The 15,622-nt window shown below is 53.4% G+C and carries 18 protein-coding genes, 1 tRNA gene and 1 pseudogene; 12 read left to right on the top strand and 8 right to left on the bottom strand.

Going from position 1 to position 15,622, the window contains the following annotated elements; genetic code table 11:
• The first annotated feature begins 1 nt into the window (after nt 1).
• On the top strand, nt 2-484 hold the full coding sequence (locus H1D41_RS16330; protein WP_228849922.1) for a UPF0262 family protein: 483 nt from the start codon (nt 2-4) through the stop codon (nt 482-484).
• A 6-nt stretch (nt 485-490) separates the two neighbouring features.
• On the top strand, nt 491-958 hold the full coding sequence (locus tag H1D41_RS16325; RefSeq protein WP_228849972.1) for an arsenate-mycothiol transferase ArsC: 468 nt from the start codon (nt 491-493) through the stop codon (nt 956-958).
• Here H1D41_RS16325 and H1D41_RS16320 read toward each other — a convergent pair.
• Genes H1D41_RS16320 through infA form a run of 4 tightly spaced genes read right to left on the bottom strand, consistent with a single transcriptional unit; the run spans nt 955 to nt 2,975 of the window.
• On the bottom strand, nt 955-1,137 hold the full coding sequence (locus H1D41_RS16320) for a DNA gyrase inhibitor YacG (protein ID WP_107495335.1): 183 nt from the start codon (nt 1,135-1,137) through the stop codon (nt 955-957). The genes H1D41_RS16325 and H1D41_RS16320 overlap by 4 nt on opposite strands.
• The gene (locus tag H1D41_RS16315) at nt 1,137-2,180 is read right to left on the bottom strand and encodes a ribonuclease E/G (RefSeq protein ID WP_228849921.1); all 1,044 of its coding nucleotides are present in this window, start codon (nt 2,178-2,180) and stop codon (nt 1,137-1,139) included. The genes H1D41_RS16320 and H1D41_RS16315 overlap by 1 nt, the downstream gene beginning before the upstream one ends.
• On the bottom strand, nt 2,177-2,752 hold the full coding sequence (locus tag H1D41_RS16310) for a Maf family protein (RefSeq protein WP_228849920.1): 576 nt from the start codon (nt 2,750-2,752) through the stop codon (nt 2,177-2,179). The genes H1D41_RS16315 and H1D41_RS16310 overlap by 4 nt, the downstream gene beginning before the upstream one ends.
• A gap of 4 nt (nt 2,753-2,756) precedes the next feature.
• Nucleotides 2,757-2,975, bottom strand: a complete 219-nt coding sequence (gene infA, locus H1D41_RS16305) for a translation initiation factor IF-1 (protein ID WP_107495332.1) — start codon at nt 2,973-2,975, stop codon at nt 2,757-2,759.
• A gap of 251 nt (nt 2,976-3,226) precedes the next feature.
• Here infA and H1D41_RS16300 point away from each other — a divergent pair, with 251 nt between their 5' ends.
• From H1D41_RS16300 to H1D41_RS16270, 7 genes are all read left to right on the top strand, one after another.
• Complete coding sequence (locus tag H1D41_RS16300; protein WP_228849919.1) at nt 3,227-3,718, top strand: hypothetical protein; 492 nt, start codon at nt 3,227-3,229, stop codon at nt 3,716-3,718.
• A 183-nt stretch (nt 3,719-3,901) separates the two neighbouring features.
• Nucleotides 3,902-5,650, top strand: a complete 1,749-nt coding sequence (locus H1D41_RS16295) for a sensor histidine kinase (RefSeq protein ID WP_228849918.1) — start codon at nt 3,902-3,904, stop codon at nt 5,648-5,650.
• A complete protein-coding gene (locus H1D41_RS16290) occupies nt 5,647-6,885 on the top strand; it encodes a sigma-54-dependent transcriptional regulator (RefSeq protein WP_228849917.1) in 1,239 nt (412 codons plus the stop codon). Before H1D41_RS16295 ends, H1D41_RS16290 begins: the two co-directional genes overlap by 4 nt.
• A gap of 271 nt (nt 6,886-7,156) precedes the next feature.
• Nucleotides 7,157-8,158, top strand: a complete 1,002-nt coding sequence (locus H1D41_RS16285; RefSeq protein WP_228849916.1) for a DctP family TRAP transporter solute-binding subunit — start codon at nt 7,157-7,159, stop codon at nt 8,156-8,158.
• A gap of 101 nt (nt 8,159-8,259) precedes the next feature.
• A complete protein-coding gene (locus H1D41_RS16280; protein WP_228849915.1) occupies nt 8,260-8,937 on the top strand; it encodes a TRAP transporter small permease in 678 nt (225 codons plus the stop codon).
• Nucleotides 8,937-10,349, top strand: a complete 1,413-nt coding sequence (locus tag H1D41_RS16275) for a TRAP transporter large permease (RefSeq protein WP_228849914.1) — start codon at nt 8,937-8,939, stop codon at nt 10,347-10,349. Before H1D41_RS16280 ends, H1D41_RS16275 begins: the two co-directional genes overlap by 1 nt.
• 215 nt (nt 10,350-10,564) lie before the next feature.
• A tRNA-Thr gene (locus tag H1D41_RS16270) sits at nt 10,565-10,640 on the top strand.
• Between the two features lie 116 nt (nt 10,641-10,756).
• Here the strand turns inward: H1D41_RS16270 and H1D41_RS16265 are convergent.
• The gene (locus tag H1D41_RS16265) at nt 10,757-11,842 is read right to left on the bottom strand and encodes a restriction endonuclease, SacI family (protein ID WP_228849913.1); all 1,086 of its coding nucleotides are present in this window, start codon (nt 11,840-11,842) and stop codon (nt 10,757-10,759) included.
• Between the two features lie 13 nt (nt 11,843-11,855).
• On the opposite strand from H1D41_RS16265, the gene H1D41_RS16260 reads away from it, so the two are divergent.
• A complete protein-coding gene (locus H1D41_RS16260) occupies nt 11,856-13,010 on the top strand; it encodes a DNA cytosine methyltransferase (protein ID WP_228849912.1) in 1,155 nt (384 codons plus the stop codon).
• Nucleotides 13,011-13,049: 39 nt separating this feature from the next.
• On the top strand, nt 13,050-13,685 hold the full coding sequence (locus H1D41_RS16255; RefSeq protein ID WP_228849911.1) for a DNA-3-methyladenine glycosylase family protein: 636 nt from the start codon (nt 13,050-13,052) through the stop codon (nt 13,683-13,685).
• Between the two features lie 259 nt (nt 13,686-13,944).
• Here H1D41_RS16255 and H1D41_RS16250 read toward each other — a convergent pair whose 3' ends face one another.
• The 3 genes from H1D41_RS16250 to H1D41_RS16240 form a co-directional block, all read right to left on the bottom strand.
• Complete coding sequence (locus tag H1D41_RS16250) at nt 13,945-14,706, bottom strand: hypothetical protein (RefSeq protein ID WP_228849910.1); 762 nt, start codon at nt 14,704-14,706, stop codon at nt 13,945-13,947.
• Nucleotides 14,707-14,793: 87 nt separating this feature from the next.
• Nucleotides 14,794-15,081: a hypothetical protein gene (locus tag H1D41_RS16245; protein WP_228849909.1), complete on the bottom strand. Its 288-nt coding sequence runs from the start codon at nt 15,079-15,081 to the stop codon at nt 14,794-14,796.
• Nucleotides 15,074-15,484, bottom strand: coding sequence for a hypothetical protein (locus H1D41_RS16240; protein ID WP_228849908.1), 411 nt, complete (start codon nt 15,482-15,484; stop codon nt 15,074-15,076). The genes H1D41_RS16245 and H1D41_RS16240 overlap by 8 nt, the downstream gene beginning before the upstream one ends.
• 6 nt (nt 15,485-15,490) lie before the next feature.
• Between H1D41_RS16240 and H1D41_RS16235 the strand changes: the two are divergent.
• Nucleotides 15,491-15,622: pseudogene (locus H1D41_RS16235) on the top strand (IS3 family transposase); the annotation flags it as partial.

Genomic DNA, 15,622 nt, shown 5'->3' with positions numbered 1-15,622 from the left:
TATGACAAATCGAATCTGCCACATTGAGATCGACGACGCAGGCCTGCCCGCGCCGACACCTGAGATCGAACAGGAACGCAAGGTCGCTATTTTTGACCTGCTTGAAGACAACAGCTTCACCCTGCCGAACCGCGAGGACCGCGACGTGCCAGCTGGCCCGTACCGGATGCTTCTGGCCATCCGTGAACGCCGCCTGGTCTTTGAAATCGCGCAGGAAGACGAAACTTCTGTTGGCGCGTTCCACCTGTCACTTGGCCCATTCCGCCAAGTGGTAAAGGATTACTTCCAGGTCTGTGAGAACTATTTCGACGCAGTCAAGAAACTGCCCCCCAGCAAGATTGAGGCCATCGATATGGCCCGTCGCGGCATCCACAATGAAGGTGCCCGCGTGTTGCAGGAACGCCTTGAAGGGAAAGCGGATATCGACCTTGATACCGCCCGCCGCCTGTTCACCCTGATCTGCGTTCTGCATTTCGGAGGCTGATACGTGGTGCAGGACCTTCCGGGATCAGTGTTATTTTGTTGCGATTACAACGCCGTGCGTTCCCCCATGGCGGAAGGATTGATGAAAAAGTACTATGGGTTTGATACCTATGTGCAATCCGCAGGTGTGAAAAACGACCTGGAAATTGACGGGTTTTCCATCGCTGTCTGTCAGGAAATGGATGTGGAACTGTCCCGCCATAAATCCCGCAGCTTTGACGAGATGGAGCAATGGGGTGATGATCTGTCTGGCTTTGATCTGGTGATTGCCCTGTCGCCCGCCAGCCAGCGCCGCGCGCTGGAGCTGACCCGTTTTTTCCACCTTGAGGTCGAATACTGGCCCATTCTCGATCCAACAGGATTGGGCGAAACACGCGAGGCCAAGCTGGCATCCTACAGGCAGGCACGGGATCAGATCAGTGCGAAACTGATCGAACGCTTTGGCCCCCCTGTTCCCTCAACCGCAAAGCCTTAATGTTCTGCGGGTCCTGGCGTGTCATCAAGGCTGACATCATCCCCGGATGTCTCGTCTTCGGCCATGGTATATGTGCCGTCAAACCAGCGCCCCAGATCAATATCTGCGCAACGCTTAGAACAAAAAGGCCGGTATTTCGCGTCCTGATCTTTCTCACAGATCGCGCAGGATTGTGCCATTACAGAACACCTGCGGGCAAAAGCAGCTTCAAAGGCAGACGTTCACGCTTGCGCTGTAGTTCATAACAGCCGAGCGGCGTCCAGCCGGCCAGAACTGTATCCACGGCATCTTTGCGCAATTGCGCCCGCAGGCTTTGCTCAAACATCTTACGATCTTTTTTCGGCATCGGGGCCAGATCCAATGTGATCTGACCACCAAGGCCGCGAATGCGCAGCTGACGGGGCAGGTCTTTTGCCATAGCAAGGTTCGCCTTCAGACCTGCCGCAAGGGACATATCTTTACCGGTGTTCACATCCACTGCAATCAGGGCGCGGGTGGGTTCAATGAACAGATGCCCGCCGCCCGGCAATGGTGCATAAGCGCGCGTGAATGTTTCGATCAGATCCAGAACCTGGTGATTGTCAAAGGCCGCGTCATCAGTCGCAACTTCATCCACATCCCATTCGCGCCAGGCCATATGGTGGGCATTGGGACCTTCCATCAACAGTTCAGGTTCAGCCCCTTCTGCGTCCGTTGCGATCTGATCTGCAAGGGCACGCATCGCGGCAATATCTTCTGCGATATCTACGGCAGAGGCCGTGGCACAGGCGGAACGCAGGATCAGCCCGGCTTCAGAGCCTTCCATTTCCTCATGTGCAATAACCATCAATTCGTCGCGCAGATCGTCGTCACGGATCGACCGTGAGATATTCAGACCCGGGGCGTCGGGTGTCACAATGGCGTATTTGCTTTTGAACAGCACTTTCGGTGTGACGGGCGTGGCTTTTCCATCCTCGCCAAATCCCGTGACCATCACCAGCAGGGCTTCGCCGGGGGCAAGGCCTTTTGCCTGACGCAGATAGGCCTTTTCGCCCCCTGGCAGACGCAGAAAGATCCCGCCCTGGCCTTTGACAGGCCGTTCTGTGATCGCACGATAGATCGAACCCGGCACAGGGGCTTCGCCAGGTGCATCGATGAGAAGATCCACCAGTTGCCCGTCTTCGATCAATGCACTTGCAGTCTGATCTTTCAGATGCCCGAGAACAGCGATACGCCCCTTCATGCCTTTTCCTTTACCAGCAATCCGGCCGCAGTCAGCATCCCGGCAGTTTCCGTCAGGGGCAGACCAACCACCCCGGTATATGATCCGTTGATCCAGGGGATAAACTGTCCCGCATAGCCCTGAATACCATATGCACCTGCTTTGCCTTCCCATTCACCGGTGGCGATATAGGCTTCGATATCAGCATCAGACAGGCGTTTCATGCGCAGGGCAGTGGTGCTGGCTTTTTGCCAGATCCGGTCATTCGTGCGCAGGGCAACAGCCGTGGTCACAGAATGACGGCGGCCTGACAGCATACGCAGGTAATCACGCGCCTGATCCGCATCCGCAGGCTTACCCAGGATACGGCGGCCGAGCGCCACGATCGTATCAGCAGAAAGCACGGCCTCATCTGCGGCAAGATCCAGCGCTTCGGCTTTCTCGCGCGCAAGGCGTTGGGCATAGGGGCGGGGCAATTCACCCTTCAGGGGTGTTTCGTCAATATCGGCCGGGCGGATATCATCCGGCACCACGCCAATCTGCGCCAGCAGTTCCCTGCGGCGCGGACTTGCAGATCCGAGGATCAGTTTCATCTGCTTACTTGAAGCGGTAGTTAATGCGACCCTTGGTCAGGTCATAAGGGGTCATTTCGACCTGTACCTTATCGCCTGCCAGAACGCGGATGCGGTTCTTGCGCATTTTACCTGCCGTATGCGCGATGATCTCATGGCCGTTCTCAAGCTCGACCCGGAATGTCGCGTTCGGCAGGAGTTCCGTTACAACACCGGGAAATTCGAGCAGTTCTTCCTTGGCCATGATGACTCCATTCTTAAACACCCGTCACAACGCGGGCGCCTGTTAAATGACCGCCTTTCCAGTGCATTTCAAGGGGGGAAGACATAAATCTGCGCCGGCAGAGCAAGGATTTGCGCCTTTTCGCGCAGATTTTGTAAAAATGCCGCGCAAATAGCCCCGATAAACCTCCGTTCTGTTAACCGGATCGCAGGCAGGTTTTGCTGAACTCTCCACGGGTGAAAATCAAAATGGAGTGAACGATGGGAAGTCCTGTGACAAAAATTCCCGGACTGCGGCGCGGGTATAGTGTGTTTCAGATCCGGGGTGTCGTGCTGATCTGTCTTCTGCTGATCCTGGCGCTGATTGCAGCTTCCGGGGGGCAGGCACATGTGGAACAGATTCTGATTGTGCAAAATGACCACGGTGGTTTGATATCTGAACGCAGCGATGAAATTGCGCATCTAGAACGGACCGGACAGCGCGTGCAGATTGAGGGTGAATGCCTGTCGGCCTGTACAATGTATCTTGCCTTACGAAACACATGTGTCACGCAGAACACACGGCTTGGCTTTCATGCACCACAGCAAGGTCAGCAGCGCCTTGCAGCTTCAGATTTTGAATACTGGTCCAGAGAAGTGGCGCGTCACTATCCGGAGCCTCTGAAAACCTGGTACATGCGGGAAGGACGGCTGCGACAAGGCGGATACTATTCAATTCGAGGCACCGAACTGATCCGTCTGGGCATTCCTGCCTGCGCAACTTAGGGACCAGCCACCCCACGGTAAAAAACCTGCCGAGCAGATATATGCTGAATTGGTATTTTCCGAGTTTAAGGAACAACCAATCTTTGCCCGAAAGCTGTAAACCCATCGGGAAGACCCGGGGGAGCTCTCTTGCCATTCCGCATCCCTCTGTGCAGGATAAGGCCTCCTTAATTCTGGCCTGCAATGACCCGACGCCTTCTGATCATCTGCCTTTTTCTCTGTGCTGTCACAGTGTTGTCGCTGGCCGTCGCCTGGTTCGCGCTTGTATCAGCTCTTGGCCCACTGGCTGAACGCGGCAATGCCGATCTGGAAAGCGCATCCGAGCGGCTGGTTGGCCAACTGCACCGGTATCGCCAGGTGGCTGTGCAACTGGCGGATCACCCGGCTTTAAGCAATCCGTCCGGACTGGAAAATGACGCAACGCACATACGGGATCTGCTGCAGCATACTGCTGATCAAAGCGGGGCACTTTCGATCAGCTACGCCAATGTAACCGGAGAAATTATTGTCTCATCAGACCCCGGTGAAGCCGGAAATCTGATCGCAGGTTCATCGGCCTTTCAACGTGCGCTGCATGGTGCATTAGGGCAGGAACATGCAATCTTGCCTGCAAGCACCTTGCAGGCAGAACCGCACAGGGCATTTTCTTTCTTCGCACCGATCTTCTCTGATCAGAATGTCACCGGCACCGTTATTGTCAGAATTGACATGGAAGCCGTGGAAGAAAGTGACTGGCGTGGCGGACCCGAAGCCATTTTCTTTTCTGATCGGAACGGGCTGATTTTTGTCTCAAACAGATCAGAGCTTTTGTTTCGCAAACGCCCCCACCTGGCAACCCAGCAGCCAGACCAGGCAACCAACTTCGCGGCCAGTTACTCCCTTTCAGTTGCAGGCCAGGAAATCTGGATCCTGGATGCCGGTCGCTATCTTCCCTGGCATGCTCTTTATGTCACCCGCCCCCTGCCCGTGATCGGCCTGACAGGCGAAGCCCTGATTGACACAACCCCCGCCGAACGTCTGGCAATCCTGCAAGGGCTTGCGACCGCGGCCCTGTGCCTTGCGTTCGGTGCCCTGTTATTTCTGGCCACCGAACGCCGCCGCGCCCTGGCCATGGCGAATTCCTGGCTGGAGGGCCGGGTGGATCGGCGCACCCGCGCACTGACAGAATCAAATGAAAGATTGCAAAAAGCCCAGGCAGAACTGGTTCAGGCAGCAAAGCTTTCCGCCCTGGGTCAGATGTCCGCCGGGATCAGTCACGAACTAAACCAGCCCCTGATGGCCATCAGGAACTTTGCCGAAAATGCCAATGTCTTTCTGGAACGCGGACAACATGATGCAACCGCCGCAAACCTGACCAGAATCGGGGATATGACCGGACGCATGGACCGGATCATTCGTAATCTTCGGGCCTTTGCCCGCCAGGAGATTGAACCTGTACGTCAGGTGGATGTCACCGCCGCGATAGAAACGGCGATTGAGCTGACCGACGCACATCTGCGCCAGAACGATGTCACACTGCAATGGCAGCCCCCTCCTGATCAGGTGCTTGCCTGCGCGGGTGAGGTGCGGCTGGTTCAGGTCTTTGTGAATCTGATTACCAATGCCGTGGATGCCATGGCACAAAGCGAACTACGCCATCTTCGAATTGTGGTGAACAATGGCAGGAAGCTGTCGGTCACCGTTCGGGACACAGGACCTGGAATTGCGGCACCCGAAAAGATGTTCGATCCGTTTTACTCAACCAAAGAGGTGGGACAAAGTGGCGATGAGGGTATGGGACTGGGCCTTTCTATTTCATACGGTATTGTGCAGAGCTTCGGTGGTGCCATACGTGGTGCAAATATCACGACAGGAAACGATCAGATCCGGGGCGCGATGATGACCGTAGACCTGGAATACTGGCGCAACAACATGGTTAAGGACACTCTGTGATGACAACAGTCCTGCTGGTAGACGACGATTCCGCCCTGCGCGAAGCCTTGACACAAACACTGGAGATCGCGGGTTATCAGGTGATTCAGGCAGGCAGCTTTATCGTTGCCAAAGATTACATCAGCATGTCTTTTGATGGTGTTGTTATCAGCGATATAAGGATGCCGGGGAAAGACGGTTTTCACCTGCTGGAATACGCCCGAAAACAGGATCCTGACCTTCCGGTCATCCTTTTGACGGGCGAAGGCGATGTCCCCATGGCCGTGCGGGGCATGTCTGGCGGTGCCTTCGGATTTCTCGAAAAACCCTGCGAAACAGAGACACTTAAAACCACGATTGATCGGGCCGGACGCGCCCGTGACATGGTCCTGGAAAACCGGAGGATGAAGCAACAGCTGCGCCAGGGGGATGCTGCAGCACGCATGCTGTTTGGGCACTCAGACAAAGCAGATGCATTGCGCAACAAAGTGCGCGTCGCCGCAGCTGCAGGAACCCAGGTGCTGGTCTGTGGTGAAACCGGTTCGGGCACGGCGAAAGTCGCCGAGGTAATCCATTTGCTGGCCCGTGGCGCACGGGCACCGTTTGAAAAACGGGCCGCAGCCGGGCTTTCGCGCGAAACGATCCGCACTGCATTTACCGCCGCAGAGGGTGGCACTTTGTTTCTGGATGAAATAGCCGGACTATCCCCTGATCTGCAGCTCTGGCTTCTGGATCACCTGGAACAAGATCGCACGACCTGTTTGATCGCAGGGACATATCAGGATCTTTCTGCTCTGGTGGCTGAGGGCAGGTTTCACCCGGATCTTGTCTTACGCCTTGATCTGATGCGTGTGCGCATTCCATCCCTGAAAGAACGACCCGACGATATTCCCGTGTTGTTTCGACATTACGTGGCCCAGGCTGCAGAGCAGGCCAACCTTTCGGAACCTGAAATTACCAGCGAAATGACCTCTCGCCTGATGGCCCAGGATTGGCCGGGAAATGCGCGCGCGCTGATGAATGAAGCGATGCGCTTTGTGATGGGCGTTGCAGAAAGCAGCCCATCAGCTGATGATGGATTAAATGAACAGCTCGCGCGTGTAGAGGCCGCTTTATTGCGTGAAGCATTGCAACGGCACAACGGCCATGCTTCAGAGGCGGCAAAAGCGCTGAAGTTGCCACGCAAGACATTCTATGATCGCCTGTCGCGGTATGACATCCGGGCAGAAGACTATCGCAGGATCGAATCTTCCTGACAAACTTCGGCAGACATGTGCGGATTTTCGCACATATTTTCATTTACCTGTGTGAAATCTCGCCACCAACAAATTGGCGTGAGGGATTTGCAAATGCAAGTCACTGATTTAATTCAATAAGACGGAAAAATACCTCAACCCTCCTTTTCCTTGCTTTCCGCCCCCCGCCCCTCATTCTGTTTTGGTCTGCCCTTGCGTGGGCAATCGTCATTAAGACCGGCTAATCAGATCGGTCCTGAAGAAACCGGATATATCCAGGGAGGAGATCCAAATGAAATTCCTTACTACAGCAGCCATAGCGCTTGCGCTGAGTGTGACAGGCCAAAGTGCATTTGCGTCCTGCGACGAGGGCGAAATCGTCATTAAGTTCGCCCATGTGACCAACACTGACCGTCACCCGAAAGGCATCGCCGCCAGCCTGTTGGAAGAGCGCGTGAACGAGGAAATGAACGGTGTTGCCTGTATGGAGGTCTTCCCGAACTCCACATTGTATGATGACAACAAAGTTCTCGAAGCCATGCTTCAGGGTGATGTGCAACTTGCAGCACCGTCCCTGTCCAAATTCGAAGCTTTCACACGTCAGTTCCGCATCTTTGATCTGCCTTTCATGTTTGAAGATATCGAAGCCGTAGACGCATTCCAGGCTTCTGACGCGGGTCAGTCCATGATGGACAGCATGCAGCGCCGTGGCCTGCAAGGCCTGGCGTTCTGGCACAATGGTATGAAGCAGATGTCTGCTAATGTTCCGCTGATTGAACCAACTGATGCAGACGGCCTGAAGTTCCGCGTTCAGTCTTCTGACGTTCTGGTCGCTCAGATGGAAGCCATCGGTGGTTCCCCGCAGAAAATGGCGTTCTCTGAAGTATATGGCGCACTGCAACAGGGCGTTGTGGATGGTCAGGAAAACACCTGGTCCAACATCTTCGGCAAGAAGTTCTTTGAGGTTCAGGACGGCATCACCGAAACCAACCACGGCATTATTGATTACCTGGTTGTGACTTCCACCGAATGGCTCGACAGCCTGGAACCAGAAGTTCGTGTACAGTTCCTGACCATTCTGGCAGAAGTCACCGACGTACGGAATGCTGAATCCTTTGCTGTGAACCAACAAGCGCGCCAGTCTGTTCTGGATGCAGGCGGTGAGATCCGCGAACTGACCGCAGAACAGCGTCAGGCCTGGGTTGATGTCATGATGCCGGTCTGGGCCCAGTTCGCTGGTGACGTTGGTCAGGAAAACATTGATGCCGCACAGGCCATCAACGCTGCCAACTAATTCAATGTGACGACGGCGGGCGCAGTCTTTCACAGGCTGCGCCCGTTTTCTTTTTATTTTCGGGAGGGGCAGAAATGCATCCGAAACCAGGAGAAAGCCGCATGGACCGGATCGAGGAAAGCGTGATCGCGCTGATTCTGGGTCTGATGACTGTGCTGGCCTTTGTGAATGTAATCGTACGCAAAAGCGGGGGAAATATCCTCTGGGCAAAGGAAACGCTGGTGTTCCTCTTTGCCTGGCTTGTACTGATCGGCGCCTCATACGCTGTGAAGAAGGGCGCGCATCTGGGTGTTGATGTGGTGGTGAATATGGTTCACGGCCAAAAGCGCCGCGCGCTTGGGCTTGTGGCGGTTCTGATCTGCATTATTTACAGCTTTCTGCTGTTGAAAGGTGCCTGGGATTACTGGGCAAACTTTGCCAACCTGCCGCAGACCACAGGCCGCGTTTTCCCGACAGGTTTTCAGGAAATGAAGCCAACGGATTACCGGTCCTGGTATATCGTGAATGACGTTCCCAATCCCTGGTTCCTGGGCTGGCTTGAAGGCGCGATGAACTACGGCGATCCTTATGACAAGCTGCCGCGCTTCATCCCCTATATGGTGCTACCTGCTTCCATGGCGCTGCTGCTTTTTCGCTTTATCCAGTCCGCTCTGGCCATGTTTGCCGGAAAAATTGACCGCGTGGTGGCCAGCCATGAAGTCGAAGATGAAATCGAAGAAGTCCGCGAACGCCTTGGTGCCGCCATGGATGGCGAAACAGACGCAGGGAGTGCGAAATAATGGAAGTCCTTCTGCTTTTTGTAATGGTGATCGGCTTTATGCTGATCGGGGTGCCAATCGCGGTGTCCCTTGGCATGTCCTCCATCCTGTTCCTTATCTTCTTTTCAGAAGGCTCCCTATCCTCCATCGCACAGACTCTATTTCAGGCCTTTGAGGGCCATTACACGCTGCTTGCGATCCCGTTCTTCATCCTGGCTTCGACCTTCATGTCGACGGGCGGTGTGGCGCAACGGATCATCCGGTTTTCCATCGCCTGTGTGGGGCACCTGCGCGGTGGTCTTGCGATCGCCGGTGTGTTTGCCTGTATGATGTTTGCCGCCCTGTCCGGGTCCTCCCCGGCAACGGTTGTGGCCATCGGTTCCATCGTGATCGCAGCCATGCGTCAGGCAGGTTACACCAAAGAATTCGCCGCAGGCGTGATCTGTAACGCAGGCACGCTGGGCATCCTGATCCCGCCTTCCATTGTGATGGTGGTCTATGCGGCTGCTGTGGATGTTTCGGTGGGCCGGATGTTCCTTGCCGGTGTCTTCCCGGGGATCCTTGCGGGTCTTATGCTGATGATTGCGATCTATGTGATGGCACGCATCAAGAATATGCCTGCCGGAGAATTTGCAGGCTGGGGTGAAATTGGTGAAAGCTTTCGGGACGCCTTCTGGGGCCTTTTCCTGATCTTCATCATCATGTTTGGTATCTACGGCATCCCTGCCGATGCAGACAGCTGGTATTACGTAAAGGCCTGGTTCACCCCAACCGAAGCAGCAGCCGTGGCCTCGGTCTACGCCTTTGTCGTGGCAAGTTTTGTCTACCGCGATATGGGGCCGCTGGCTGAACGCGAGGGCCGCACAAAATCAAGCCTTCTGAAGAAACCACAGGCACTGATCACGGCGCTGTTCCACAAAGACACACGCCAGACATTGTTTGAGGCCGGTAAACTGACCGTGACCCTGCTGTTTGTCATCGCCAATGCCCTGATCCTGAAACATGTGCTGACAGAAGAACAGATCCCGCAACATGTGGCAGAAGCCATGTTGTCCGCAGGCTTTGGCCCGGTGATGTTCCTGGTGGTTGTAAACGTGATCCTGCTGATCGGCGGCCAGTTTATGGAACCTTCCGGCCTGCTCGTGATCGTGGCCCCCCTGGTGTTCCCGATTGCGATTGAGCTGGGCATTGATCCGATTCACCTGGGTATCATCATGGTCGTGAACATGGAAATCGGGATGATCACCCCGCCTGTAGGCCTGAACCTGTTTGTGACCTCAGGCGTGGCGGGCATGCCGATGATGAATGTCGTGAAGGCGGCTCTGCCGTTCCTCGCGGTGCTGTTCGTCTTCCTGATCCTGATCACATATGTGCCTGCGATTTCAACCTACCTGCCCAACTCCCTCATGGGACCGGAACTGATTGTGCAGTAACAACCAACAAACATTAGCCGGGCATACCTTGCCCGGCTTATAACGCTTCAGTCCAGGAAATGTATCGAGCCCTCTGCATATCCTGTCGGTGACCATCACTTTCTGAAACACCACTCAGGCTACGCACGTACCGAAATACCAAAATTGTTAATCAGCACATTTTTTGCAAAAAGTGACTTGAACCCACCCGATAAATTCCGTAAATGCACCGCAGTGCCCCTATAGCTCAGCTGGTAGAGCAACTGATTTGTAATCAGTAGGTCCGCGGTTCGAGTCCGTGTGGGGGCACCATTTCATCCAATAAAAACAATAACTTATACGCCAATTGACCGGCCGCTCGGTTTGTGGCGCTCGTCGAGTACAGTATAAATACAGAAAATACTTTTCAGGCTGCGCTTTGCCGAATCTCACATCTTTTCAATGACTTCCTTACAGTGCTTGATGGTCACCTCCTTTGCGCGGGTCATAACAATGTGCTTGTTCAAAAGTTCAACCACTTCGGCGGCTGATACGCTAGGTGCCAGCGCTACGATGCCATCCGCGAAGGTGTCAGCCTGCACGAACGTTAGATCAAAGCCTTTTGTCTCGTATTCCTTCACCAAAGCAAACATGTCTTCGGAAGTCTTAGCGTTTGGCCCATAGATAAAGATCAGACCAGAATGCCCAGCTTCTGCTACTTTGCCAGCAGCGTGATCAACATCAGCTCTTGTGAAAGGCTTGTCCTTGGCTTCTGCACAGTGACGAGGCGTTTTCCCGTCAGCCTCAAAAACATCGACATCGGCTATCTCCTTTGAAGAGGCTCCACTTTGGTTGGCTGGATGCGAAAGGACTTCTAACCCCGCAGCTGCGCCCTTTGCCATCAGTTCAAACAGCAAGGCAACGCTGAGAGCTAAAGTTTCGCCTTCACAGGACTTAGACAAAAGGTTACCGACCAAATTCAGAAGCCTTGCCTTGCTCACAAACTTTTCTGCCCGCGTTGCGTCGAAGGTGACCACGCGGCTTTCCATGGCCAGAATGTAAGATAGCACGCATACCAACGCTTGATCACCGTTGGAATTTTCATTGACCAATTCAAAGACACCAATGAGTCTCTCAAGCGTTAGTCGGTCTTTGCCGCGACGAACGGCATTTTCTAGGCTGAGGTGGGTGTAGCGCGCAGGCTTGTTGAGAAACGGTTCATTTGACCCGCCCAACCTCTTTTCCAGAACAGTCTGTTCGAACGGCACGACCACGCCATGACACAGCGAACGTGCATCAAAAGCACCTTCCAAGGGAGCGCCAGCCTGTAGCACAAGCGGATTGGCCTCCGGATTTGTGGCTTTGGCAAGCATACCAGTCAGTAGGATGTACTTATAGGTCAGGTGGGTATGGCCAATGATTTGTTCAATCTTTGTTTCCATATCCCGAGGTACACGATATGCTCTATCTTGCACCGCAAGGGTCGCATCCTTCAATATCTGGGACGCACGCCCACTATCCACATTTACGTTCATCGAAAGCCCTGAAATGAATACAATTACCAACATCAAGGAAGCTAAGGGTCAGACGGACCGTTCACAAGAGAGCTTTTCCGCCGTTTCGCTGTTTTCTGGTGCTGGTGGAATGGACGTCGGTTTTCGTAAAGCTGGTTTTAGAATCGAGTGGGCAAATGACTTCGATAAAGCTGCGGTAGAAACATACCGACGCAGTATCGGTGACCACATCACTTTAGGCGATGTGAACGAATACATTGACGGATTGTCGAAATTCAAAGGCGTGGACTGCCTGTTCGGTGGCCCACCCTGCCAGGGTTTTTCGGTAGCTGGGAAAATGGCGCTTGATGATCCACGCAGTCAGTTGGTTAAATCATATATGCGCGCTGTTGAGGTGGTTCAGCCGCGATGCTTTGTTATGGAAAATGTCAAAGCTCTCGGCACATTGACCAAATTTAAGCAAGTCAGGGATGAATTGCGATCATATGCCGATAAGCTTGGCTATCAGACTGAACTTTTGATTTTCAATTCGAGAAACTTTGGGGTTCCTCAATCAAGAGATAGGGTGTTTTTTGTAGGTTTCCGCGGCGGGGAAAAAATCGACTTTGACATGAGGGTGAAACGCTATTTCCGCCCCGAAGTGTCTACTTTGGAAGCAATTCGGCACTTGGGTCCTCAAGGGACCGAGAAAAACCCTAAGACCTGTAATGCTGTGGTGACGATCGCGGAAAGACCTGTTTTGCGCCGAAGCCCGTACGCAGGTATGATGTTCAACGGGCTTGGACGTCCGCTCAACCCAGATGTTCCTTGTGCGACACTCCCCGCATCAATGGGTGGAAACAAAACACCCATCATCGATGAACGTCAATTCTTCGGAAACGGTCAGAGCTGGGTCGAAGACTATCACGCCCATCTAATGGATGGCGGGGAGTCGTATGGGATGCACGACACCCCAGATTTTATCCGCAGACTGACTTTGGAAGAGGCCCGTATCCTGCACTCATTCCCATTGGACTATGACTTCGCAGGGGGCAAATCTGCTATCTATCGGCAGATAGGGAACGCGGTTCCATGTGGTCTCGCTGAGGCGGTTGCAATGACTGCAATCGACGTTTTGCAGGTTGCTGACCTACCTGAGATTGATGCAGAGCAAATGCCTTTAGATTTTTCTCGCAAGGTGGCAGTGTAAAGGCGACAGGCGAATTAAAAAATCCGCTTCGGAAAATACATGACTGAGTTATTGATCACCGCCGAAACCATTGCTCATGCAGTCAAAACCCTATCAGAAACAGACCCTCGACTAGAGGCCCTTTTTGATGCAGTCGGACCAATCTCGGTACCAAATCAGAGCCTAGAGTACCGCAGTGTATGCCGAATTATCGTTAACCAGCAGCTCTCAGGCAAAGCGGCAGATACAATTTTTGGTAGGATCGAAAATTGCATTCCTGATCTAAATGCTCAGCGCATTTTAGAAGCTGATAGTGAATTGCTGCGATCTTGTGGTGTCTCAAAGGGAAAGACTGAGTATCTTAAGTTGCTGGCTCAAAGACTGCACAGCAACCCCGGGTATTTTGAACAGTTGGCCATGATGGACACGCAGGCTGCAAAAGCTGAAATTTGGTCCAATAAAGGCTTTGGCGAGTGGAGTTCAGAAATATTCCTGCTGTTTTACCTCAAACGAAAGGACGTGTTCCCAAAAGGAGATGTGACATTAAACAAGGTAGTAGCCAAACTGTACGGTATAGATCATTCAAACGAGGACAAAATATATTACCTTAGTGAGGCATGGTCACCTCACAGAAGTATCGTTAGCCTAGCCCTTTGGCGTTTCTTTGACCTTGGCCTAATGACGAGACAAGATTGATTTGGTCCGTCACTTCGATCAGGTATTTTCAGACACCTACTGATATTTAATCAATAGGTGTCTGGTGTATAAGCTTCGGTTCTAAAATGATTTTTCCTTGATGGGCGCATTTCAAGCACAGCCTTAAGTACCGATTTTTCCGGAGGTGCCAACGCAGACCGGTGTCAAATTGGGACGTGCTCGCTCTTCATTGTGACCGGTCTGCGTTGGCCCTGAGCGAAATGCTGGCGGATTCCCAGCCATTCTTCCGAACTGACGGTTAACGCCACCCCATTCCGGCGTCACACTCAATCATGACAAGCCATTGAGGAGAAACGACATGACAGCACAAATACTTCCGTTCAAACAGGCGATTATTGCTACGTTCAACGCTTTCAATATCAGGTTGCGCAATTGTCGTTTGCTGACGGATTTCATCTATCGCAGCTTTGATCCGAAGCCACTCCTCTCTTGGTATAGCCTGAACGAGGTCCAATTCTTCGGGTGGATTGTTGTGACCCATCATTGGAGGGGCTTGGGACTCGGCTTCAAACGTATCCAGAAGCGGTAGGACTATTGCCTCCAATTCGTTCAGTCGGCGGATCACGTCGGCGCGGGCTTCTGGCTCTGGCGGGACTGGGGCCGGTTCCGCAATTGCGGGAGGCCACTCTCCGTCTCCGTCGACGATTTCGCCCAATTCAACAGGATCGTCTTCCGGGTGTTCGTAGAAGTCTCCGCCAGAATGTGGGGCCCATTCAAACGTCCCATCGTTTTGAATACGATCGACGGCAAGCATCATGGTATCGAAGTCTACAGCTTCCGAGAACTCTTCTTGGATTTGGTCGCTGGCATCAAAGGGCCCGCCCCAGGGATAAAAATATCGACCTTCTTCGTTATCGCGTGGTGTTTCGTTCTGTGGGTCTTCGAATTGACGGTTAAACCAATCTATCATCATTGCGACTTGTTCCTCAGAACTCATCGCTTCTACGTCTCTAGCCGAATAACCGGAGATACCCCTAACTGATCCAAAAATAGAAGCCATCCGTCCAAATCCGTCAATCTGCTCAATTCATTGGGCAATAGCGGAAAATGGCGGTTTAGGAAAGGAAATCGGTAAAAATTCTGGCCGTCAGGTGTCTTCAAAATAGGGCGTTGCAGCAATCCATTCGAGCAACCGAGCGCGCGTATCATGGTTCAGGTCCGCCCGTGTCTCAACCGCCATGATAGCGTCGTCACGCACTTGTGCAGACTGCCATGGCACAGGATCGTGCTTTGCTTTCATTTCAGCAAGCACCCCATCATCTGGGTCATGCAGATAACCCAAGCAGATGCGCATGGTTGCGGCCCCATCGGCGAAGGCTTGGGTAGCAACGCCACCAGGGCGAACGAATGTGATTTGCGACGAATGCTCAGTCATCAGATGTTCCCCCGGTCTCCTGTGGCGTCCCCTGGATGACTACGGCGTCGATCATGTCGTGTCGTTTATCCGAGATCGCTTCGGTCACCACGGGTCTCTGTACAGCCCCTTCGGGCTGAACCAGCTTGGGCTTGGCGGGCAACGCGGTTTGAACGCTCGTGGAATTGTTGATTTGGACATTGGTCTGGGCAGGTCCATCCACAGAACTCATCCGCAGGGATAGCAGCTTGTTCAGGACACGGGGATCGACGCGCGCCGTCTCGAAGCGGTAAACCGGCTCGAAGTCATCATCCAACTCGGGTTCACCCGTCTCAGGATCAAAACACTGGACCCACTTGCCGGTCCCCATCTCTAAGGCCGTCTGGACCACCCGCATGGTCAATTCTTCCTCGAAAGCTGCCAAGGCCTCGTCCCAACCCGCAAGAATAAAGTCACGACTGACAGCAATCACCGCTTCAATATTGCGCCTAATCTACTGGATCAGGATTTCTCAGCCACTGGACCCAATCAGAAATGGGCTGGAGACATATCCTACATCTGG

Source organism: Halocynthiibacter styelae, from assembly GCF_016123485.1.
In the GTDB taxonomy this organism is placed as follows: domain Bacteria; phylum Pseudomonadota; class Alphaproteobacteria; order Rhodobacterales; family Rhodobacteraceae; genus Halocynthiibacter; species Halocynthiibacter styelae.
The sequence above is the reverse complement of the archived record's forward strand: the minus strand, read 5'-3'. Positions and strand labels throughout refer to the sequence as shown.